Genomic DNA, 23,434 nt, shown 5'->3' on the forward strand with positions numbered 1-23,434 from the left:
ATCACATCCGAGTCCTATTAATCCTCACATATTCTTCAGCAAAAGCCCTAATTATATCTTTTTGAGAATGGTGATCAGCAAATCTCCCTAAAACATCAATTGTGTCTCGGCTTACGTCAGCTAGATTAATTGCCCGTCCCAATAAAGGGTTGACTCGGTAATAAGTTCTACCCAATAAACTATCCATCATCTCATGAGTTCCTTGACTATTGCTTGTCATCAGAACGTCAATGAGAGTACCTGCGCTTGTAATGCCTACGTTATTACCTAAAAGAGTTTGCAAAGACGTGTCTCCAGTCCCTAAAGAGAGAATGTGCAAATTGGAAGGAGAAAAGGTGCCGCCGTGTAGCTCCTTGGCCATATTAATCATCACGTGGAGCGCAGGATTATTACACCACATTCCCCCATCCACATAAGCATCTTGCTCAGTTAGTTTATAAGTAGGGAAGTAAGTGGGGGCCGCAGAGGTGCATAGACCTATTTTCCATAGTTCATGATCTTTATCTTCTTTAGAAAAGCTTTTGAATAGTTTGGGCTGTCCTTTGGTTGTACAGGCTGTCACAACAACATTTGTACTAGTATCTCCTAATGTCGTCTCTAACCCCAATTGTTCTTGGAGAAGTCCTTTAAGAGGTTCGGGTGAAAATCTGCATCCAATCAAGCCTCCCAAATTCATTAATCTTGCTTTCCACTGACCTTTTGTGGGAAATATACGTTCTCCATGTTCAAGGAAGATTTCAACTAGTTTATCAGGGGCAAGATCAGCTCCCACACCTAAGGACAAAATCCCCCCGATTGACGTTCCTCCCACACAATCAAACACTTTAGAAAGGGGAATATTGTAACCTGATTCCTCTAATAAATCTCTAAGAAATACCAGATAACGAGCTGCCATATAGCCTCGCATTCCCCCGCCATCCATAGCTAAGCCAAAAACTTCATCTAAGCCTGTATCAGTGAAAGACTGTTTTGTTGTATGATCAAGAACTAGATTTTCATCTCGTAAAAATTGGTCTCTTTGTTCTTCTGGAGGAACAAACTGGGCGTCATCTTCTTCTAAAATGTCAGAAACATGAGAATTTATGTAAGGTACTTCTATTCGGCTGATTTGTCCTTCTAATAACTGTTCCTGAGTCACCCGCAGATCAGCAGTATGAAGTATGTTTTCATCTTTCTCCATGGCTCCAGCAGATAGAGAAAATAGAATCATAGGAATGATAAGGGTGCGGCACGAGTTAACAATCTTTTTAAGTAGGTTAGCTGTTTGATGATGAAACACCATGGAACACCTCCTTTAATATTTTATTTTAACTTACCTCTTTTTTATATCATGAATGAAGATTACATTTATTATTTAAAATCAAATATTTATTAACCTGGATCTAGATTAATTGTTTAAAAATAAGGATTTTTTAAGTATAATTATAAAGTTTGAAATAGAGGGTAGTTGGAAGTGATGTTGAACTTGTTGAGGGCCTTTAGCAGGTTAATCAAGGTTTTAAAAACTATTTTTTGGACACAAACGCTGATGCTGAACTTTACCTGGAAAGCTTTCTCATAGTAATGCCAGTATTTGAAAAAATTAACCATCGTAGGGGAAAGAGGGAATTTAACTTTTAACTCCTATCTACTCAGCAGTTGCTTGTTGTTCAGCCTGCTCTTCTTGAGGCAATCCAGCCCGTCCTTGCTCATACATTGTCCCAAGAAAGAATTGGGCTAAAGTGTCGCCCTGCCCTGCAGCTTTCTTATACCATTCGACGGCTCTGTTGCATTTAGAAAGGAAGTGAAGATTGGACTTGACCCATATTTATCAACAGCCCGATATAAATACTTCCACTGGCCTTTGACTTTAATATAGGTTTCATCAACTCTGAGCGACCAAGCTAAAGGCCTAGCGTACCAACGTATTCTTTTCTCAAACTCAGGAGCATAATGCTGAATCCAACGGTAGATCGTTGTATGGTCAATTTCTATAACCGCGTTCACAAACCATTTCTTCTAGTTAGCGGTAACTAATGGGGTAGCGTAGGTACCAGCGTAAGCATTGGAGGATAACTTCGGGTACAAAATGACGATATCGAAACTCTTTAGGTCTCATAGATATGCTCTGATACATACTTAATTGACTTTACACTATCATCACATTCTAAATTTGCAATAGATCCGTAAATAGAGGTTTTCCATTTGCAAGAAAAATATTTATTTATTTTCAATGCCACAAGCGTTTTTTTTCTATCTCAACGCCCGTTTTTTGTGTAGAACTAAATTACATGGTGATTGGCCCCTTTTGTTTTATCAAAAAACCTGGCTACAATCATCTTCATCTATATCAACTGCAAAAATAGGATTCGGATCAAGTGGAGGCATTAATACGGCAAAGTTCTATGTTTAGCACTGCTCAACAAGAATGGGAAACCATATGCCAACACTTAAAAAATGAATACGGCGAGGCCACCTTTAAAAATTGGTTTAGCCCCCTTGTTCTTGTCAGTTATAATGAAGGGTTAGTGCAACTTGGGGCGGCAACAAAATTTATGCGCGATTGGATTGTCACCAATTATGGTGATAAAATTCGGGATCTTTGGCAGGATGTGAATCCAGCAGTTGACACTATTGAAATCATTGTTAAGCAAACTCAATCGGCACCCTCACTTACCAAACCACAAGCAACACCCACTACCATTGTGGTGCAAAACGGAAATGAGACGGAAGGCCCAAACTTTGTGGAATCCGCCCTGGATAGCCGTTTTACCTTTGAAAATTTTGTGGTTGGTAAACCAAACGAACTCGCCTATGCCGCAGCGTTGCGCGTTGCAGAATCAAAAACCGTTCAGTTTAATCCGCTGTTCCTTTATGGGGGAGTCGGTCTTGGTAAAACTCATTTGATGCACGCCATTGCTTGGCATATTAAAAAGTGCCATCCAGATCGCCGCGTTATCTATCTCTCCGCTGAAAAGTTCATGTATCAATTCATTCGCGCCTTGCGTTTTAAGGACACGGTTGCATTTAAGGAACAGTTTCGCTCCGTCGATGTATTGATGATCGACGACGTTCAGTTCATCAGCGGGAAAGATACAACTCAAGAAGAATTTTTCCATACATTCAATGCGTTGGTTGACCGTAATCGGCAATTGATTGTCTCCGCCGATAAATCTCCTTCTGACCTCCAAGGCATGGAAGAGCGCCTCAAATCTCGCCTGGGTTGGGGTTTAGTTGCTGACATCCATCCAACCACTTATGAGCTGCGCCTTGGGATTTTGCAGGCAAAAGCTGAGTCTCTCCACACAGCCATTCCTAAGGATGTGATGGAGTTTTTGGCCTATAAAATTGCCTCAAACATCCGTGAGCTCGAAGGAGCGCTTAACCGTATTATTGCGCACTCCACGCTTGTTGGACGGGAAATCACTCTTGAAATGACACAAGAAGTCTTGCGCGATCTTCTCAAGGCAAATGATCGCCGGGTCACCATTGAAGATATTCAAAAACGTGTTGCCGAATACTACAGCATTAAAACCTCAGATATGCAATCAGCTCGCCGGTCACAAAATGTGGCGCGTCCACGACAGATTGCCATGTATTTATCAAAAATTCTCACCACACGATCTTTACCTGAAATTGGCCGCAAATTTGGTGGTCGTGATCACACAACCGTTATTCATGCGGTCAAAAAAGTTGAAGAACTTTTTTCTCAGGATAAAGAATTCGCTGAAGACATAGAAATCCTACGCCGAACTTTGGAGGTATAACCGGAATGAAATTAACAATTGATCGTGCCGTTTTTCTAAAAGCGCTGTCCCATGGCCAAAGCGTTGTGGAACGCCGTACCACAATTCCAATCTTGAGCCATGTTTTATTGCAAACGACTGACACGGGATTAACCCTGTCAACAACAGATATGGATATTGCGCTGCAAGAAATGATTCCAGCAGAAATCCATGAGCCAGGAGCAATTACTGTTTCAGCGCATATGTTGTTTGATATTGTCCGCAAGCTTCCTGATGGCCTAAGCGTTGACTTATCTCTTAACCCAGAAAATGGTCAATTAACCTTAAAAGCTGGACGGTCTAAGTTTAATCTCTCTAGCCTCCCTGTGGATCAATTCCCGCAGCTAACTCAAGGTGAGTTACCCCACGAGTTTCAACTCGAAATCACAACACTCAAACGGTTGATTGACCGCGCTAAATTTGCCATGTCGAGTGAAGATACTCGCTATTATTTGAATGGAATTTATCTGCACGTGCATGGTACTGGAGATCGCAAAATCTTACGTTCTGTTGCCACTGATGCCCACCGTCTTGCTTGTATCGAGGCGGTAATTCCTGTAGGTGCTGAAGAAATCCCAGGCATTATCGTTGGCCGAAAAACAGTCACAGAAGTGCGCAAGTTGCTTGATGAAATCGATGGTAACGTCACTTTGCGCCTCTCCCCCACCCGCATTGAGTTTGTCTTGCCTAATGCCACGTTAAGCTCCCGCTTGATTGATGGATCTTATCCTGATTACGAGCAAGCTATTCCAACAGGTAACGATAAACAAATCATTCTTGATGCCAAATCCTTTGCCGCTGCTGTTGACCGTGTGGCTACGGTGGCCACAGACAAACTACGGGTTATTAAAATGCATGTTGGCAACAACACGATTACCCTTTCTGCGGCCAGCCATGAATTAGGCAGTGCGGTTGAAGAAATCCCTGTTGAATATGCTTCAGATGATTCCGTTGAGATTGGCTTCAACGCACGCTATCTTCTTGATATCGCGCAACAAATTGGGGATGATGAGGCACAAATTATGCTCTCAGATGGTTCTTCCCCTGCCCTTATCCGCGGGATGAACGATAATGACTCTATGTTTGTCTTAATGCCGATGCGGGTTTAGGCTCTGTGTCGCTAGGGGAATTAGCTATTTTTGTCATCACCGCCCTTGAGCTTGACCCGAGCAGCGGAGATGATACAACAGCAATAATCCTCCAAACCTAACGAACTTATTTAAATGCTCACTGCAGGAATTTCAAGTCTCCAATTTTCAGCCTTTCGCAACTACGCGCAGTTGCAGTTGGAGCTTCGCGCGTCCTTAATAGTGATTATTGGTGACAATGGGGTTGGCAAAACCAATATCTTAGAGGCTCTTTCTCTTCTCAGTCCTGGGAAAGGGTTACGGTCAAGCAAGCTCTCACAAATGACGACCTTTGATATAACTCCCCTGCCTTGCTGGACCGTTGCAGCCAATCTCAAAGAAGATGGTTTTGACACCATTCTTGGCACAGGATTAGAATATACGAGTTCGGGAAGCGAAAAACGCCGCCTCAAAATTAATGGTAATATTGTGCGCAGTCAGGCTGACTTTGCCGAACATCTCAACGTGATTTGGATTGTCCCCGCCATGGCCCGGTTATTTCAAGAAAGCGGGAGCATTCGCCGCAAATTTGTTGATCGCATGGCGTACGCTTTCGACCCTACGCATACCAACCGCCTGCATCGATATGAACATTATTTGCGTGAACGCAGTACTCTCCTTCGGGAAGGGCGTGGCGATTCTACTTGGCTTGCGTCACTGGAGAAAAATTTGGCTGAAGATGGAATTGCGATTGTCCATGCGCGAGCGGAAGTCGTTCGCAATGTGACAGAGCATCAGCCAACCGATTCAGCCTCTCCTTTTCCGCGATTTTTTGCCCAGATGCGAGGCGAGGTTGAAGAGTGGTGTCGCCACATGACAGCCGTGGCGGCTGAAGAAAAACTACGGCTGGCCTTTGCCAACAACCGAACTCAAGATGCTCACACGGGGGGCTCTGTCTTTGGTCCGCACCGAAGTGATTTATTTGTCAAGCACTTAGGCAAACAAATCCCAGCTGAACTTTGCTCAACGGGGGAGCAAAAAATGCTATTGATTGCGCTCACGCTTGCTTTTACAAAAGTGCAGATGGAACAAAGCAATCGTGTGACATTATTGCTGCTGGATGACGTCATTGCGCATTTAGATAGTCATTATCGGCATTATTTGTTTCAAGAGCTTTGCCAGATGGTAGAAAAAGGTGCTAAATTACAAACGTGGATGACTGGTACATCGCTCAGCGATTTTGTATACTTAAAGCAAAGCGCCCAGTACATTAGAATTAAGAACACAACACTATACGATGGTTATGATGACAATGACAGCTAACAAACCGGAATTCACTCCAGAAACTGACTACACTGCCGATTCGATTAAGGTTCTCAAAGGCCTCGATGCTGTCCGTAAACGTCCCGGCATGTATATTGGCGACACGGATGATGGCAGCGGGTTACACCACATGGTTTATGAAGTTGTCGACAACGCTATCGACGAAGCGCTTGGCGGCTATTGTGACCGCATTGAGATCACTATTAATGAGGACAATTCCGTCACCGTTCGTGACAACGGTCGTGGCATCCCAACAGATATCCATCATGAAGAAGGCGTCTCTGCTGCTGAAGTGATCATGACGCAATTACACGCTGGTGGTAAATTCGACCAAAACTCTTATAAGGTTTCCGGTGGTTTGCACGGTGTTGGTGTTTCTGTGGTCAATGCGTTGTCCGAAGTTTTAGAACTCACTATCTGGCGCAATGGAAAGAAGCATTTCTTGCGTTTCAATCATGGGGTGCCTGAAAGTCCACTAGAAGTGATTGGCGATGCAGAAGGTCGCACAGGGACACAAGTCCGATTTTTGCCTTCCAAAGAAACCTTTGCCATTACGGAATTTGACCGCGCCACGATTGAACATCGATTACGGGAACTTGCGTTTCTGAATTCCGGCGTCAACATTATTTTCAGAGATGAACGGGAAGAAGAACCCTACGAAATTCAGCTTCACTATGAAGGTGGGTTGACAGAATTCGTTAAATATCTTAACCGCTCCAAAAACGTGATTCAATCAAAGCCAATCACCGTCGTTACCGTCAAAGATAAAGTCACTGTGGAAGTGGCGATGGAATGGACTGACAGCTATCACGAAAATACACTTTGCTTCACCAACAACATCCCGCAACGCGATGGGGGAACCCACTTAGCTGGTTTTAGAGGCGCACTGACTCGAACCATTGGTAACTACATGACTAACAGCCCTTTTGGAAAAAAAGAAAAAGTCACCGTCAGTGGGGAAGATGCGCGTGAAGGTCTGACTTGTGTACTCTCCGTCAAAGTGCCAGACCCCAAATTTTCTTCCCAAACGAAGGATAAATTGGTTTCCTCTGAAGTGCGCCCGGCTGTGGAAAACGCGGTGAGCGAAATTTTGGACCAATGGTTTGAAGAAAACCCAGCTGAAGCAAAAATTATTATTGGCAAAGTCATTGAAGCTGCTGCGGCAAGAGAAGCTGCTAGAAAAGCCCGCGAACTCACACGCCGTAAAGGAGTCTTGGATCTTGCTTCTCTTCCAGGGAAGCTTGCCGACTGCCAAGAACGAGATCCTGCAAAAAGTGAAGTCTTTAATTGTTGAAGGAGACTCCGCCGGTGGATCAGCTAAGCAAGCACGTAACCGTCATTTCCAGGCAATTTTGCCAATCAAAGGTAAAATTTTGAACGTGGAGCGGGCCCGCTTTGACAAAATGTTGGGGTCCGCTGAAATTGGGACGATGATTACTGCCCTTGGCACCGGTATTGGCCCAGAAGATTTTAATCCCGACAAAGCGCGTTACCAAAAAATCATTATCATGACTGACGCAGACGTTGACGGCAGCCACATCCGCACATTGCTGTTAACCTTCTTCTATCGTCAAATGCGCCCTTTAATTGAGCGGGGGTACCTTTATATCGCGCAGCCACCTCTTTACAAGGTCAAGCGTGGTCAGTCTGAGGTTTATCTCAAAGATGAACGCGCCATGGACAGTTATTTGTTGGATGCAGCGGCTGATGAAGGCAAATTCACCGCCCACAATGGCACCGTTTTCTCCGGACCATCTCTCCGTAAGTTTGCTGATATCATTTTAAAAACACGGCACAATTTTATAGGATTAACACGGCGATTTAATAATCCGCAAATCTTAGAACAATGCTTGTTTTATGGTTTATTTAACGACCCTCAAAAAGACTTGAGTGCCTTAGTCGATAAGCTTACTCAGATGTCACTTGCCAAACTTCAAGACAAACCAGGCTACAAACCTTCGTGGGAAATTGAACGTCAAGGATCCGACATTGTCTTTAAAAAATCCATGGGGGGGGTTTTTGAATCTTGGAAACTAGATGAAGGGACATTTAGATCTCATGAAATCCGTAATTTACTTAGTCTTCAATCGGAAATTCATGAATTCTTTGAACAAGCGGGTACCTTTACTTCTAAAAACACTTATCAAATTATCACCGGACCAACTGAACTGGGTGATGCGATGCTTGAGGTTGGCCGTCGCGGTATTACTATCAGTCGCTTTAAGGGACTGGGTGAAATGAACCCCGATCAACTTTGGGAAACAACTTTGGACCCCGAAGCAAGAACATTACTGCAAGTTAAACTTGACCATTTGGAGGAAGCTGAACAAATCTTCTCAACTTTAATGGGAGATATTGTGGAACCGCGTCGTGACTTTATTCAAAGCAACGCCTTGAAAGTTGTCAACCTCGACGCTTAGATTCTGTGGGCTTTGCAAAGCTGTAAAAGACTTTACCGCTAGTTGCCACCTTAGAGTGGCTTCATAGCGGGCCGAAGTTTGCATCGTTTTTCTTGTCAATAATCTTTTCAGAAATGTATATCAAAGCAAATGGCAAGGCGAGAGTTTTAATAAAAGAAAAAACTTCGTTTCTTCCCTATTCCCGTATCAAACTTGTCTTGTAATCATTTGAGTGGAAAAACTAACATTTCATACTGCATGCTTACGTCAAATTCTTAACCTTTTAAAAAATCCAAATAGCCAAAACTACTTAAGATATTTTAAAGGGGTTAAAGATTGCCAAAAATCAGCGTAGAAAATGTCAATTTTTCGGCTAAACTTAATATGTGATCAATATGACTGAAAATGCAAATTTATATCATCGAGATAAGCGGCATCTTTTATGTTGACGTGACGCTCCTCGGTGGCCCTCTTTAAGGAGGGAGTACCAATATAAAATTGAGTCCCTCGATTGATAGGGAGAAATTCGTAGGTTCAGCCATAATGAGTACATATAAACAGGTAACATAAAGAGGTAACACTAAGGGAGTATGAGCATGGCACACGTCAAAACGCAGAATATAAAAGTTCCAGCAGGAAATGACACTTTAGAGTTACTCTACGCTTTTCCAGAGGAATTTGAGGAACAGTCTCTACCTACCATTCTTGTACTTCATACTTGGTCTGGTCGGGATTCATTTGTATGCGATAAAGCAAGCTATTTTGCCAGCCAAGGCTTTTTGAGCATAGCTGTGGATCTTTTTGGGGATGCTAAAATTGGCAAAACGCGCGAAGAATGTCAAAGCCTGATTCATCCATTTGTCACTGATCGAAAGCTATTAAAAGAAAGGCTTCAACAGGTGATGGATTTTGTCCAAAAGGACAGTCGTGTTGATCCAAGTAATATTAATGCCATTGGTTATTGCTTTGGCGGGTTGTGTGTCCTGGACATGGTACGCACCAACATGGGTTTAAAAGCAGGCATTACAATTCATGGAATTTTAGCCAAGCCTGATTATCCCCTTCCTGAAACCTATACTGCAAAAGTCATCGCCTTGCATGGCTATAAAGATCCTATGGTTCTCCCGCAACAAGTGGCTGAGTTTCAGGAGGAAATGAAACAGTCGGTCACTGATTGGCAAATGATGATTTTTGGCCAAGGTCTTCACGGGTTTACCAAACCGGGACACAATGACGAAACTATCGGTGTGGTTTACAACCCGCTACTGGACCAACGCACCACTAAATTGGTCAATGGATTTTTGGAAGAAATCTCCCAGTAATGATGAATCATTAGCGTCCCTTTTATCCCCAAGCAACCTGAAGATACTCGTTTCTGCCCCGCTTCGACTCTTCAGATTGTTTGGATGTAGAGAAAAACCCTACCCCCTTGTTCACCTGTTTTACAAAAATCTAACATAGTCGATCCTGAAGTAAGCGTTCATTAAATGAACCCCTCTTTTTTGATAATCCCTATCGTGGGCCTCGTCATGAATAACAGCACGAGGAAGGCAAAAAACTCCCTCAGATAGTTGAAGAGAAGCCACAAGTTATGCCCGACGGCTACTAAGAGGGCATTCAAGGTATGGTAATCCTCCCTAAAAAAAGAGGTATTTTAAAGTAGAAAATTCTCATAAAAAGAAAGAGGAGATTTTACAATGAAACAAAACCGACATAGCGACAGCCAACTCATGGAAATTCTGAAAGAAGCAGAATCTGGGATTCCCGTACCTACTTTATGCCGAGAGCATGGAATGAGCCGTGCTACATTCTACAAATGGCGTGCAAGATATGGAGGAATGGACGCTTCCATGATTTCTCGTTTGAAGGAATTGGTGGGGAAGACCACTTCAACCCTTTAAACCTTTTTCCCATATCTAACACTCTCAAGCTTTTTTGCCTACGTTAACTTGACGCTTCCTGCTCGGGTTATAAAGACACGTTTATCATGCCGTCTTTAAGCCGAGGAGTCCATTCCATTACACTAGGTTTCCTAATCAGTTTTTAACTTTTCTAGAGCTTCATCAAGATCTTTAAGATTTATTATCCCCGCTAGCCCTTGAGCTAAGATTGTAGTTGTATATTTATGGATTTTACCTTTTTTCCATGTATGTTTTGTTTCCAATGCTGCCGATGCTTGTGGAACAAAAAAGGTTTTAAACCCTTCATTCTTCATGGCTATTATTCCAGAAGGTCTCCCTATAACACATAGATTCGAAGCAAAACCAGTATAGATAAGTTGAGATATCCTCTTTTCTTTTAGCGATGAGACGAATTCATCTTTTTTAAATTCATCCCAATATAGTATATGCAGGTTAGAGTGTTTTTTTAATAACTCTTCAATTTTTTCATGTACTCCACATGAGTACGGAGAGGTACATTTTTTGCAATTATTTGTAAACACATATACTTGGAATTTTTTCTCCGCGGCTTTCTCAATGAGAGGTAATAAAAATTGATTCATAACTTTGCCAAAATGTTCATTGAGGAACTTCGAAGGCAAGTTATCCCATGGATCCATCACAATAAAAGCACTATTAGATACAGCGAAAGTTGTTTTAACTAAATGGTCTTCATTAGTGCTCTCATAAGGCATGCCATTTTTAAGTTCGTAGTTACCTCTTTCATCAAGCTGAAAATAACTTAGACGTATCGTTGGGATAGTTAATTCTTGTGCGCATATATTAAGGTATCCGGTTATATAAAAAAGTAAAGCAAGTAGTATTATTGGTAAATATTTAGTGTAAATTTTGGTGTCTCCTTCTTGGCCGGAGGCTGTCAGATAATTTGTGTAAATGCTTCCGAAAGGTCATAAATCTAGAGCCTTTCTGCATAAAGGATGGCAAACTGGTTTAAGGCGAGTTTCCATTCTTTAATAGGCATAGTTCATCTTTTCATGGCGTTTTGCAAGGTTAAATAAACAAGTTTGTACACTGCCTGATCATTGGGAAAAGCTCCTTTTGTTTTAATGACCTTTCTGATTTGGCGATTGGCCACTCCAATAGCATTGGTGGTATATGTAGCCTTACGGATATAGTCTGGAAAATCTAGAAACGGTATAATTTCCTGCCAATTTCGTTCCCAGATAGCAGCAATGGTCGGATAGATTTTATTGACACCGTCATCAACTATGTTTGTAGAGATTTAAGTTTAGCATTAGCAATGATAATGAGATGGACGGTGCCGAATCTCCCAGTAATGATGAATCATTAGCGTCCCTTTTATCCCCAAGCAACCTGAAGATGCTCGTTTCTGCCCCACTTCGACTCTTCAGATTGTTTGGATGTAGAGAAGAACCCTACCCCCTTGTTCACCTGTTTTACAAAAATCTAACATAGTCGATCCTGAAGTAAGCGTTCATTAAATGAACCCCTCTTTTTTGATAATCCCTATCGTGGGCCTCGTCATGAATAACAGCACGAGGAAGGCAAAAAACTCCCTCAGATAGTTGAGGAGAAGCCGCAAGTTATGCCCGACGACTACTAAGAGGGCATTCAAGGTATCACCGATTTCACCTTTCAGATAGTTTCTGCCCAACTTTCCGTCACTTTTCATGTGACCAATGTGAGATTCAATGGCGTTACGTCTTTTTAAGGCACGCTTCAATGACCGCCCCAATCCTGCAAGTGATGAGCCTACAAGGTTCTTGTCAACATACAAGCATCACTGCCTCTCGATTGTCCTTTTTCTGGCACCTAATGCACCACTACCTATAAATCTACGGAAAATCTACTTAAGTACTCCTCGTAAGTTAATTTACGCGATAGATGGCGGCAGATCTTAGAAGTATGGTCTTGCCTGTTACTATACGGTAATGGCTATCAAAAAATATAAAAAGGAATATAAATTATGAAAAAATTAGCTTTAGGGGCAATTCTGCTTTTAAATTATTGTCCTTTTGCTGCCCAAGCAATGGAGAAGAATGATTATGCCGAGCCTGGGCAACGCTCCTTAATGCGTATCTTCAAACAAGATGAACGTACTTTAAATGGGAAGGAAATGACAATTTCTCTTCCTCATGAAGTAGCTGATGGACCACAGGATAGAAATTTTTATATTGCTTCTCGGGAAGATATAGTTCCAAAAGATAAAAATGGTAACTTTTTACCTAGAAGTTATTCTAAACAATTTGATTCTGTTCATACTTTTGGCGTCGCTAGCTTGGTTATGGCAATGTATNACCGGGATATGAGTTATTTTTATGAAAATATTTATAAAAGAACTAGTTCTTCTTTTAGCAGAGCTTATCAAACATGGAAAAATAAAAAGGCCATAGCTATTTTTCCTCATGATGCTCCTGATGAAGCGAATGCTTTTTATAGACGGGGTGAAAAGGGAGGAGAATTACATTTCTTTTCATTTCAAAATAATAGAATGGAAGGAAAGAGAATCTACACCTGCCGCTCTTTTGATATTGTTGCGCATGAGACAGGGCATGCAGCTTTAGACAATCTTCGGCCAGATTATAACAATTCGTGGAGGCCACAAACAGGCGCCATTCATGAGTCATTTGGCGATTTAACAGCTATGTTCACTATTCTTGATCAACCTACTCTTCGCCACGATCTTTTGAATTTAACAAAGGGAAATCTTTATCAAAAATCATTTCTTCCTGCTATTGCCGAAGAATTTGGAGAAGCAATAGGCCAAAGGGAAGGGTTACGGAATGCATACAACAAAATTAATATTAATAATGTTGAGTGCGAAGTACACTCTCTTTCCCAAGTTTTTACAGGGGCAGTTTATGATCTTTTAGCATATGGATTTCAAACGAAGCTAGAGGCTTATAAAGAACAGGAATCTGAAGATCGGCTGTTAGAGAAGGTAGGGCGAGATATAAGGCGCCTTACCTTGAGAGCCCTTATTATGACACCTTATACAAATCCCTCATTCTCAGATATAGGAGCGGCTATGAACAAAATTGCTCTGGCTTCTCCTAAGCTAGCCTACCTTCAACAGCATATTAAAAGCACCTTTTTAGACAGAGGCATAAACATTTTGGCTCCTCATTCAGATGGAGATAGATGTGATAAAGAAATTAGAAAAAAGTTAGCTCCCCATGATGTAGGAACTTGTATCTGTGGGACTCTTGATCAACTATGGCAGCCCGTGCCTAGTAATGAAAAATTGACAATTTTTTCTTTAGCCTATGATTTAGCTGATTCTTAAAATATTTAAACCCGCATCCCGTGTTTTTCAATCTTGTCTGCTATCCCAATGCAGACAAGAAATTTTTTAGAGAATAAGATTCGAAGAGCCACCTCTGACACAAAAGTTTTTATCGTGCCTATTGTTTATCTCTTTTAGAGGGAGCGTCACATGCTCTACTCAAGGATATTTTCTTCAAAGCCTGTCTAGGATAATAGATGTTTTGCTAAATATATTTTGTTATTCACTTTACACTTTTTCTTAAACTTACTTATGTTTAGTACATCCTCTATTTGATAGGAATAGAACATGAATGTAAGGGTAAGAGTTGGTTGTTCTGGTTGGATATATCCTTGTTGGAAAGGCCTATTCTATCCCACAAACTTACCATACCAGGAATGGTTCTCTTTTTACGCCCATCATTTTAATAGTGTAGAAATTAACAACACCTTTTATCGTTTTCCTACAATTAATGCCATTAATAAGTGGTACACTCAAGCCCCAAAAGGGTTTAGCTATTCTTTAAAAGCTAATCGATTAATTACACATTTTAGGCGCTTTCAAAATGCTGAGTCTCAACTTCAAGAATTTTATCGACTTGGATCTCTCTTACAAGAGAAGATAGAAATTTTCCTTTTCCAGCTGCCACCAAGCTTTATTTATAATCCCGCATACCTCCAAGATATCTTAAGTAGCCTCGATAAAAAATATTTAAACGTCTTAGAGTTTCGCCACCCAAGTTGGTGGAATACAGAGGTATATGAAGCTCTCCTTAAACACAATATTATCTTCTGCAGCGTTAGTGCTCCAGGGCTGCCAGATGAAGTGCTTAGCCTTAATGATAATGTTTATTTGCGGTTTCATGGCCTTCCCTGGTATAAGGCTTCCTATACAGAGAAGGAGCTGCATTCATGGGCAACAAGAATTAAACAAACAAAAGCAAAACATATCTGGATTTATTTTAATAATACTTCGCATGGCTATGCGCCTATTAACGCCCTAACACTAAAACAATATTTTAGCTAAAAAACTAGTAATATAACTCATTCTGCTTCTAATAGTATATGTTGAGCCTGTACAAATCGAGATTTGAAATATGTTAGAATTCTCAGCCAAGGCGGGCCCTGGCTTGTTACCGTGGGGGCAAATGATAGAATTCAAATTGCAAATTGTTATATTTAATGATGATCAGATCTCGAAGATAATTGACATAACAAAGCTGATCAGATCCAATAAGCATTGACAATTTGGGCATAAGCCTCGCCGAGAGCAAAGACCTTTTAAAATCTTTGGGTTAAATCTCATATAGGTACGCAAATCACCACCTGAATTTAACAATAGCCTTAGATACATTGATTGGTGAGTGATTTTACTCCCTCCATTTTAATGATATCTTAAGCTCGTAGTTTTGGGGGGCGTATATTAAAGGAATCGGCAAGTTTCTCATCAGAAAAATCATATTCTTTAAGCATATTAATGTGGGCCCAAGACATGACAGAATGTGTTGAAATTGCTGCGATAAGTGCCTTCTGTTGGGTTGGGTGATCTTCAATACGGAGGATCTCCTACAGCCACTGCCTTCGTAAATCGGTTCGCTAACTCAACCTTGTTGAGTTGTTTTTCAATGGGGTGATGCGCCAGAATAAATGGCACTAATTGGGCAACATTATTCGGCACTCTGAAAAAGTTCTGTGCGATAAGGGGGAAAATACGAAAAACGCCTAGGGCTGTTGAAAAAGCCTTATTGATAGGTAGAGTGATTGCTTAGATATCTTTCACTCCTCAACCACACGTTGTTAATCACTTAAGTAGCTGATTTATAATCAAATTTATGGTATAAATCAACTAATAATAATAAGATTTGGAACCATTACAAATGCAAGGATCCCACTTTATCAGCCTTCCCTTTTTAGTTATATTTCTCCAGAATCCTTAATTCCTAATTCTCACCTTCTAAGACGTATAGATAGACTAATTGACTTGTCATTTATCAAAAAGATTACCTCAACAACCTATTGCTTAAGCAACGGGCGACCATCAATTGACCCTGAAGTTTATTTTAGAATGCTTTTGGTTGGCTATCTATACAGAATTTCATCTGATCGTAAATTATGTGAAGAGATACGTTATAATCTAGCTTATAGATGGTTTTGTCGATTAAATTTAGATGATCGTATCCCTCATCATTCTTCTTTGACACGAATCCGGGATAGGTTTGGCCAAAGCATCTTTCATAAATTTTTCCATTATGTTGTAGTGCTTTGCCAAAAATTAGGTTTAATCAAAGGCGATTGTTTGATGACAGATAGCACGCCAATTAAGGCAAATGCTTCCTTGGATTCCCTTGTTCCCCTCCTTCCTCAAAAAAAGGTCAGCATACAACAAAATACAGGTCTTTGTCCCCCACCTCCTCGCAAGATTAATAATTCTACTCACATCAGTAAAACGGATCCCGATGCTCGCCTTGCTCATAAAAAAGGAACAGCTCATACTTTAAAGTATAAAGTTCATCATTCTATTGATGATTATAAACGTATCATTATTGATTGCTATGTTACGCCAGGATCTGTACATGAGTCGCAGCCTTATATTGAACGTTTACATCACATTTTAAAAACTTATAACATTCTTTTTAAAGAAGTTGTCGCAGATAGAGCTTATGGGTCTGCAGAAATCCTGAATCAGCTTATTGGAGAACAAATTAAGCCTTACATCCCCTGGTTTAGCAGCCGAAGTGGTAGTGCTTCTCCTAAGGTAAGTGAAGGATTCCTCTATAATGCTGATAGAGACGTATTTCGGTGTGTTAATCAAATTACTCTGTTTCCTTCTTCTCATGTCGATAAAGGCCTTAAGAGATATAGTGCTCCGACTAAAGAATGCCGTGCTTGCGCAAAGACAAAAAAATGCAAGGCTAAAATCGTAAAAAAGAGCGGAAAAAGATATGTTCTAAGAAGCGTTTTCCAAGAGCTTTATGCTCGGGTAACCGAAAACATGAAGCATCCAGCATTCCTGAAGAAACTCCAAGAAAGAATGTGGAAAATGGAGGGGATAATTGCCGAAGCTAAAACCCTTCATGGCTTAAGCCAGGCAAAATACAGAAGACTCGAGAAAGTTCAGATCCAGGCACTCATGACAGCAATTGCCCTAAATATCAAGAGAATACAAGCCATAACTTAAATCCCACAAAATAGAAAGCAAGTAATTCATAATTTATTTTCTTGCCCGTTCTTACCCTAAAACCCAATATTTAGTCGATTCAATACATTTTTGGGAAAAGGCATATCTATAAAACCCCTATACACATCGTAGATATAATATTTTGTAAATTTAACCTAATATTGTTAGGCTTTTTCAACAGCCCCAAGTGTTTTTCGTCAGTATGGATCAACAAACTTGAAAGTGCTTGAAAATGCTCTAAAACCATACGAAAAACATAGTCGTATTGAATGGCTGTATGAAAACAGGTAAAAAAGGGTTTTTCGTATGCTCGTAGGCTAGAATATGGGCTATATCGAAAAAAATGTTTTTAGAAAACAAATAATTGTTTTTTGCACTTAGCTTTAAGCCATTCTATTAACTCATTGTTACTTGCATTAAGAGTTGTTTTCTAAATAGTAATTTCCTCAAGCTTGTTTAATTGAGAGAAGTTTTCAGGTAAAAATCGAATTAAGTTCTCTTTTAACAAAAGCACTCGTAAGTTAATCAGTTCGCCTAACTCATTTAACTCATTTGGAAGAAACTGCAGTTCCTCATTGTTAGTATTATTAATATTAAGCTTTTTTAGATTAGTTAGCCTACCAAGCTCTCTAGGCAAACTTCTCAGCGGGTTATGTCGTAGAATGAGTTTTTTTAAGCTCGTTAAGGCTACTTAGATTACCAATTTTCTCAGGTAGGCTTGTAATGCCCCCAGTTTAGCAAGCAAATTTTAAAGAAGTCTCCTGCCATTTGTTTTGTGTTAAAAATCTATGTTCAAAAGTATTTGGTGGGGTATAGCCGAGCGTTGAATGTAAATAAGCTGCATTGTATTGTAAGATGGCTACTTTTTTGCCTGGAACGCAAGGGAACAAAAGCGGTTAGGATGTGAGTCTAAGTATAAAAAATTTAACTAATTTTTAGCAAAATAAACTTAGTTTTGTAGATAGGGGACATACCAAGCTTTAAAAAACGTATGCTTAACATAGCTGTAATGATATGTGGGATGGGGAAAATTTAAATGATAGCTAAACTTTTCTTCCCAGTATTAATGCTTGCTGGACCTACAATAACCTGTTTATCAGCGTCCCATGGGGGTGAAAACGAGAATCTCCCATATCTTGAAAGGGCTGAGCAATTAAGACAATCCCGTGGTTCACTCCATGAAATACCTGAGGAAGTATTATTTCATCACATTTTACCTCAATGTGATGCAAAGACCTTACTTAGTTTAGATCAAACATCGCAAGGGATGAGGATCACAAATGACATATGGCGTGAGGTAGTAAAAGAAGATTTCCCAGAATATCCAAATGTACTGTTTGAGTCCTACCAAGAAGATCTCCTGTCAGACAAGCATCTTTATTTTTTAATAAAATATCTTCGATTGCCATCCACTTTTGAAAAGAGAAAAGAGCTTAATAAAGATCAAAAAATTATTGGTTTGATCGATCAAACCTTCAGCCAGAGAAAAGCAAATTATCTTAAAGGCCAGTTAGAAGAAATAGCAGGTAATAACGACTTAGCTTGGGACTATTACCAGAAAGCGGCCCAAGAAAGATTCTTGAGCGCAATAGAGGCAATTTGTTACGCTATTCATGATGGCAAGTTGGGTCAAAGTGAACGACCTCAGGAAGAACGCTTTCAGGAGCTTGCCAAATATGCTGAAGTTGGCTACCAATGTGCTCAGGAGAGGATGTTTGATGCTATTTACCATGGTTTACTGGGTCAAGAAAAACGATCTGAAGAAGAACGCTTTCAGGATCTTATCAAATATGCTCAAGCTGGTTACCAATATGCTCAGGCATGGGTGTGTGAAGCTATCTGCTATGGCTTTTTGGATCAAGAAAAACGACCTGGGAAAGAACGTTTTCAAGAATTAGTCAGATATGCTGAAGCTGGTTACCAAAATGCTCAGGAGCGGATGTTTGATGCTATTTACTGGGGTGTCTTGGGCCAAGAGAAACGACCTGAGGAAGAACGCTTCAAGGAGCTTGTTAAATATGCTGAAGCTGGTTACCCTTATGCTCAGGAGCGGATGTTTGATGCTATTTATTGGGGTCTCGTGGGCCAAGAGAAACGACCTGGGGAAGAACGCTTCAAGGAGCTTGTCAAATATGCTGAAGCTGGTTACCAAAATGCTCAAATATCGCTAATTATGGCTATTTCCTGGGGTGTCTTGGATCAAGGAGAAAGATCCGGAGATGAGCGTTTTCAGGATCTTGTCAGATATGCTCAAGCTGGTTACCAAGATGCTCAGGTGCGTATGATGACAGCTATTTGCTATGGATACTTAGGCCAGGAAAAACGATCCGGAGAAGAGCGCTTTCAGGATCTTGTCAAATATGCACAAGCTGGTTACCAAGATGCTCAGGCACGGGTGTGTGAAGCTATTTTCTTTGGCTCATTAGGCCAAAAAGACCGACCTGGAGAAGAGCGTTTTCAGGCTCTTGTCAAATATGCTGAAGCTGATTACCAAGATGCTCATGAGTGTCTGAGTAATGCTATTTGCTGCGGATACTTGGGCCAGGAGAAACGATCCGGAGAAGAACGCTTTCAGGATCTTCTTGCACGTGCTGAAGCTGGTAACGAGCATGCTCGAAAATTAGTGAATGATATTATTAGCCCTGGCTCTTTAGGGGTTATAGAAGATCAAAGTAACTCAGCCAATACGTTTTTTATGTTTTTAGATAAGGTCATTGGGGGAGAAAAATAAAGTACGTGTAAAAGTTACCTAGTAAAAGAGCCTAATATTTTATTAAGCAGTTTAGCAGTTTTTAGGGTACCATTAAGTTAAGTAATAAGGACTAGCTTCAGGGTAGGGAATGCGGAATTTAGATAGAAAGAAGGTGTAGAGCCGTCTCTAGCCAGATGGCCTTGGCAGCATTGAAGGCGAGTCGTTGATCTGAAGCTTTCTTCTTATACCGGCCAACCCTCTATCTCTCCAAAATCAATTGAATTAAATATTTTCAAATGCCGTTGTCACCTATCAAGAATAAAGCGTGGGGATATGCATGTCCCCACGCTTTAAGTGCCTTATCGATAGATTTTAAGATGAGGACACATCTGCGCCACCTTGATGAGGGCTGCATGCGTGATCTTTTCACACTCTCGCAGATTCAGCGAGGTGAGGTTCGAGCAACTCTCAGCCAACTTGATGATGGCTGCATCCGTGATCTTTTCACACTCCCGCAGATTTAGCGAGGTGAGGTTCGAGCAACTCTCAGCCAACTTGATGATGGCTGCATCCGTGATCTTGCCGCACCCCCGCAGATTCAGTGATGCCAAATTCGAGCAACTCTCAGCCAACTTGATGATGGCTGTATCCGTGATCTTTTCACACCCCCGCAGATTCAGCGAGGTGAGGTTCGAGCAACTCTCAGCCAACTTGATGAGGGCTGCATCCTTGATCTGCCAACACCCCTCCAGAGTCAGTGAGGTCAGGTTCGTACACTTCTCAGCCACCTTGATGAGGGTTGCATCCTTGATCTGTGGCCACGCCGACAGAGTCAGTGAGGTCAGGTTCGGGTAACTCTCAGCCACCTTGATGAGGGCTGCATCCTTGATCTCTCGACACCCCCATAGATCCAGCTTGGTAAGGTTCTTACACTTCTCAGCCACCTTGATGATGGCTGCATCCTTGATCTTTCGACACCCCCATAGATCCAGCTTGGTAAGGTTCTTACACTTCTCAGCCACCTTGATGATGGCTGCATCCGCGATCTTTCGACACCCCGACAGATCCAGTGAAGTCAGGTTCGGGCAACTCTCAGCCACCTTGATGAGGGCTGCATCCTTGATCTGTCGGCACCCCCCCCAGATCCAGCGATGTCAGGTGTGGGTACTTCGTTACAAATTCTATGAGCTTCTCAGCTGTGATGGAATCCTTAACCCTTAAATGTCTTCTTGTTAGATTTTCCAAACTATTAAAAGCATGAGATACCAATGCAGCTTGTTTGGCAGAGTTCGAATCTAAAAATTGAAAAATGTGATAATTTACTTCCAATGGAAGCCATTCAAAAGGGTTATCTCCAGTAGTATGGACGGTACTTTCAGCAAAGTTAGAGCGTGGGGGGTTATTAGGGGACTCTATGGCAAGCAATGGTTGTATTCCATGATCGACCACCAAAGCACCTACAGCTAGACTCTCAGGTGATGTATCGTCCTCTACCCTTTGCCTCGTTAGAAACGGTTGCCTTTGCTGGCCGCAATCTTCAAGGTCGGCTGCTATTTTACCCATAGGATTGGGATTATCCATAGCCAAAGCTGTGCTCTGCCAACAAAGATTTATGGCGCTTAGCAACAATAAACCCCTAATTTTCTTATAGTTATTCCCCGTAACGTTTTCTCTTGCGTAATTGTAATTCTTCATTTCAATAATATATAAAAAGTGCTTTTTATTATCGCCCGTGCCCCATTGACGCTGTCTAGTTATCCCTGGCAACTCTGAAAATATGGTACGCATCTCTATGGTAAAAATTATGCTTGCTAAATTGGTTTAATCTTTTCCCAGACAGGTTCTGATCCTTTCTTATATCAATAGAAGGATAAATTACTAATTTTCTACTGCGGTTTATTTACCTTTTATTTTTAGCATAAGTTTCAAACCAACCTTTTAGAAAAGCTTTGCAATATTAGAAAAACTCATGAATATAGGAAGAATTTTCACCCTATTCGCTTTAGATATTTTGTTGTATTAACTTTAGATTTTTTGTTGTATTAATGCCACATGTATCTTCGCATTATTATAATAAAGGGAGGTAGAAATGCTTGGCCCCATTATTTCCACTTTAATTCTTGTCTGCTGTCTGTCTCCTTTAACTGTGAAAGCGATGGAACTACAAGAAGGTAGAAAAAGATCGATGCCAACTTCCAATGGCCCTTGTAAGCTCATTAAAATTACTTCTCCAGAACCAACAGACTTTACAGAGGAGCTTGGTTCACGCTTAAGCCACCTATGCCTATCTATTCATAAGGCTTATAAAGATGCGAGCGAGAAAGGCATCGAACAAGCCTATTCAACTTTTACAAAACTTACAACAAATCACAAATATACACCTGATCATTGGCATCAAGTGAGGGAGGAAAGCAACAAATGGGTACAGCCCCCTTTTTCTCTCACCCTTTACCAATGGCCTTGTCAGGCAAATGATCAAGAAGTAATTGGTGGCCATCTCTTTTACCCACCCGATCTGAATAAACTTCTTGACTCATACTATACCAAGCATCTTCTTCAGAGAAATGACTTTGTTGCAGGGTTGGCGATTGCCACAAAGTACCATAATTCTTTAGCTACATATTACTTAACAAGTACTTTAGACGAGATGTCTTTGGAGTCTACTGAGAAAAGGAAAGAAGATTCTGACTATTTCCGTAGCCGTTACAAGCATGCGCTAGAGGAATTAGAGCAATGCCAGGATCATCCAGATGCTTACTATGTCTTGGGAGAAAATTATGCTTATGGTTGTAAGGGTGGTATCTTTATCCTTGGTTTTAATACTTTTAAAGCTTACGAGCTATTCGAAAAAGGCCAAACCCCACGGAACAAGCTTGCTGCCCTTCAGGTAAGGCATCGTTATATAGTCGATTTTCCCATCCCTCCAACCTTAGAAGAATATCTCACTCTGGCTACTAAAGAGGAAGGATATGGTCTCGCCTATATAAAAGCAGCTGATCTTGTAAAAGATGAAGAAAGAAAGCTGAGCTATCTGCAAGACGCTGTGAAATTAGCTTATTATCCTGCTTTGATTGAAAAGGGAATTTATTTTGAACAAAAAGGATGCCTTAAGGAAGCCATGGAATATTATGAAGAAGCCGGCAGAAATGGCGTTACTTATGGTTATATTCAATGCGGAGAGCTAGTAGGGGGGCGCTTCCCCCCTCTTACTCTTGGCTCTAAAATAAAATATGACGAACTTGCGGCTTTGCCAGAAGAGAAGGTTAACCAAGCCAGGGGATATTTTGAGGCAGCAGGCAAAGCTAATGATCCGGAAGGGTGGGCTTATCTGGCGAAATACTGTATGACTCTTCTAGTGCCTGATGCTTTAAAAGGCCATAAAGAGCATGAGCAAGAGTTTCGAGCCCAAGCTCTAATGGCCATTGAACAAGGAGTAAAGCTGGGTTCTCCTGATTGTTTTATGATGGCTCGAGGTTTTCCTGAACAATACAATGCCCTTATCAAGGCTTATGGGCCTGCCACTTATGGCAGCTACTATAAGCACATAGAGAAGACATTCCTAAAATAAAAGCAAGTAGCCACTTGCATATAAAGAAAAAGCTCTTATCTACAAAGTACATAAGAGCTTTTTCTTTATACGGTTAATGATGGCTATTTTACCTACCTTTTTCCTCGCAATATTCACTGCTTTATCTGTTTTCGCTATGGAGCAGGGCTCAACAAGCAGCCAAACGGACAAAGCAACAATACACGTTCATAATGTGGGACAAGGAAACTTTGCCACAATTGAGATCCCACACAAGACAGAGAATAAGAAAGGATAGC

Annotated in this window: 16 protein-coding genes and 6 pseudogenes; 13 read left to right on the forward strand and 9 right to left on the reverse strand. The window is 41.0% G+C overall.

Features of this window, described 5'->3' with window-relative positions; translation table 11 throughout:
* Window position 1 precedes the first annotated feature (1 nt).
* From IG80_RS0103195 to IG80_RS12330, 3 genes and pseudogenes are all read right to left on the reverse strand, one after another.
* Complete coding sequence (locus tag IG80_RS0103195) at window positions 2-1,282, reverse strand: patatin-like phospholipase family protein (RefSeq protein ID WP_032112550.1); 1,281 nt, start codon at window positions 1,280-1,282, stop codon at window positions 2-4.
* A gap of 345 nt (window positions 1,283-1,627) precedes the next feature.
* A complete protein-coding gene (locus IG80_RS16705; RefSeq protein ID WP_156962104.1) occupies window positions 1,628-1,807 on the reverse strand; it encodes an SEL1-like repeat protein in 180 nt (59 codons plus the stop codon).
* Window positions 1,800-2,098, reverse strand: a pseudogene (locus IG80_RS12330) (IS6 family transposase); the annotation flags it as partial. The gene IG80_RS16705 and the pseudogene IG80_RS12330, both read right to left, overlap by 8 nt.
* A 286-nt stretch (window positions 2,099-2,384) precedes the next feature.
* Between IG80_RS12330 and dnaA the strand changes: the two are divergent.
* The 6 genes and pseudogenes from dnaA to IG80_RS0103230 all read left to right on the forward strand — a co-directional run.
* Window positions 2,385-3,746: a chromosomal replication initiator protein DnaA gene (dnaA, locus tag IG80_RS0103205; RefSeq protein ID WP_032112551.1), complete on the forward strand. Its 1,362-nt coding sequence runs from the start codon at window positions 2,385-2,387 to the stop codon at window positions 3,744-3,746.
* A 5-nt stretch (window positions 3,747-3,751) separates the two neighbouring features.
* Window positions 3,752-4,873, forward strand: a complete 1,122-nt coding sequence (gene dnaN / locus IG80_RS0103210) for a DNA polymerase III subunit beta (protein WP_032112552.1) — start codon at window positions 3,752-3,754, stop codon at window positions 4,871-4,873.
* A 114-nt stretch (window positions 4,874-4,987) separates the two neighbouring features.
* Window positions 4,988-6,154: a DNA replication/repair protein RecF gene (recF, locus tag IG80_RS0103215; protein WP_032112553.1), complete on the forward strand. Its 1,167-nt coding sequence runs from the start codon at window positions 4,988-4,990 to the stop codon at window positions 6,152-6,154.
* A pseudogene (gene gyrB / locus IG80_RS16640) lies at window positions 6,138-8,574 on the forward strand (DNA topoisomerase (ATP-hydrolyzing) subunit B). The gene recF and the pseudogene gyrB overlap by 17 nt, the downstream one beginning before the upstream one ends.
* 575 nt (window positions 8,575-9,149) lie before the next feature.
* On the forward strand, window positions 9,150-9,875 hold the full coding sequence (locus tag IG80_RS0103225) for a dienelactone hydrolase family protein (protein ID WP_052045946.1): 726 nt from the start codon (window positions 9,150-9,152) through the stop codon (window positions 9,873-9,875).
* Between the two features lie 375 nt (window positions 9,876-10,250).
* A pseudogene (locus IG80_RS0103230) lies at window positions 10,251-10,427 on the forward strand (transposase); the annotation flags it as partial.
* A 158-nt stretch (window positions 10,428-10,585) separates the two neighbouring features.
* Here IG80_RS0103230 and IG80_RS0103235 read toward each other — a convergent pair.
* The 3 genes and pseudogenes from IG80_RS0103235 to IG80_RS0103240 all read right to left on the reverse strand — a co-directional run.
* Window positions 10,586-11,188: a cysteine hydrolase family protein gene (locus IG80_RS0103235; RefSeq protein ID WP_032112554.1), complete on the reverse strand. Its 603-nt coding sequence runs from the start codon at window positions 11,186-11,188 to the stop codon at window positions 10,586-10,588.
* 290 nt (window positions 11,189-11,478) lie between these two features.
* Complete coding sequence (locus tag IG80_RS16710; protein ID WP_084756105.1) at window positions 11,479-11,736, reverse strand: transposase; 258 nt, start codon at window positions 11,734-11,736, stop codon at window positions 11,479-11,481.
* Between the two features lie 216 nt (window positions 11,737-11,952).
* Window positions 11,953-12,195: pseudogene (locus IG80_RS0103240) on the reverse strand (IS5/IS1182 family transposase); the annotation flags it as partial.
* A 246-nt stretch (window positions 12,196-12,441) separates the two neighbouring features.
* Between IG80_RS0103240 and IG80_RS16140 the strand changes: the two are divergent.
* The 4 genes and pseudogenes from IG80_RS16140 to IG80_RS0103255 all read left to right on the forward strand — a co-directional run.
* Window positions 12,442-12,771 (forward strand): hypothetical protein (locus tag IG80_RS16140; RefSeq protein WP_232224312.1); only part of this gene is annotated, 330 nt, incomplete at its 3' end.
* A gap of 1,278 nt (window positions 12,772-14,049) precedes the next feature.
* Window positions 14,050-14,766 carry a DUF72 domain-containing protein gene (locus tag IG80_RS0103250; protein WP_032112556.1) on the forward strand — a complete coding sequence of 239 codons (717 nt, stop codon included), beginning with the start codon at window positions 14,050-14,052 and terminating at the stop codon, window positions 14,764-14,766.
* 909 nt (window positions 14,767-15,675) lie between these two features.
* Window positions 15,676-15,942 (forward strand): annotated as a pseudogene (locus IG80_RS16715) (transposase); the annotation flags it as partial.
* Window positions 15,943-16,038: 96 nt separating this feature from the next.
* Window positions 16,039-16,917: a transposase gene (locus tag IG80_RS0103255; protein ID WP_232224313.1), complete on the forward strand. Its 879-nt coding sequence runs from the start codon at window positions 16,039-16,041 to the stop codon at window positions 16,915-16,917.
* 430 nt (window positions 16,918-17,347) lie between these two features.
* Here the strand turns inward: IG80_RS0103255 and IG80_RS16720 are convergent.
* Window positions 17,348-17,587 (reverse strand): annotated as a pseudogene (locus IG80_RS16720) (leucine-rich repeat domain-containing protein); the annotation flags it as partial.
* A gap of 366 nt (window positions 17,588-17,953) precedes the next feature.
* Here IG80_RS16720 and IG80_RS0103265 point away from each other — a divergent pair.
* Window positions 17,954-19,648, forward strand: a complete 1,695-nt coding sequence (locus IG80_RS0103265; protein ID WP_032112558.1) for a hypothetical protein — start codon at window positions 17,954-17,956, stop codon at window positions 19,646-19,648.
* Between the two features lie 320 nt (window positions 19,649-19,968).
* Here the strand turns inward: IG80_RS0103265 and IG80_RS0103270 are convergent, their stop codons facing one another.
* Together IG80_RS0103270 and IG80_RS0103275 are read right to left on the reverse strand one after the other, a co-directional pair.
* Window positions 19,969-20,709, reverse strand: coding sequence for a leucine-rich repeat domain-containing protein (locus IG80_RS0103270; RefSeq protein ID WP_032112559.1), 741 nt, complete (start codon window positions 20,707-20,709; stop codon window positions 19,969-19,971).
* On the reverse strand, window positions 20,702-21,304 hold the full coding sequence (locus tag IG80_RS0103275) for an F-box protein (RefSeq protein WP_198027135.1): 603 nt from the start codon (window positions 21,302-21,304) through the stop codon (window positions 20,702-20,704). Before IG80_RS0103275 ends, IG80_RS0103270 begins: the two co-directional genes overlap by 8 nt.
* Before the next feature lie 394 nt (window positions 21,305-21,698).
* Here IG80_RS0103275 and IG80_RS0103280 point away from each other — a divergent pair, with 394 nt between their 5' ends.
* Together IG80_RS0103280 and IG80_RS15550 are read left to right on the forward strand one after the other, a co-directional pair.
* The gene (locus tag IG80_RS0103280) at window positions 21,699-23,177 is read left to right on the forward strand and encodes a hypothetical protein (RefSeq protein ID WP_032112561.1); all 1,479 of its coding nucleotides are present in this window, start codon (window positions 21,699-21,701) and stop codon (window positions 23,175-23,177) included.
* Window positions 23,178-23,253: 76 nt separating this feature from the next.
* A complete protein-coding gene (locus IG80_RS15550; protein WP_032112562.1) occupies window positions 23,254-23,433 on the forward strand; it encodes a hypothetical protein in 180 nt (59 codons plus the stop codon).
* The last annotated feature ends 1 nt before the right edge of the window (window position 23,434 follow it).

The sequence above is a fragment of the Candidatus Paracaedibacter symbiosus genome (genome assembly GCF_000757605.1).
Taxonomy (GTDB): domain Bacteria; phylum Pseudomonadota; class Alphaproteobacteria; order Paracaedibacterales; family Paracaedibacteraceae; genus Paracaedibacter_A; species Paracaedibacter_A symbiosus.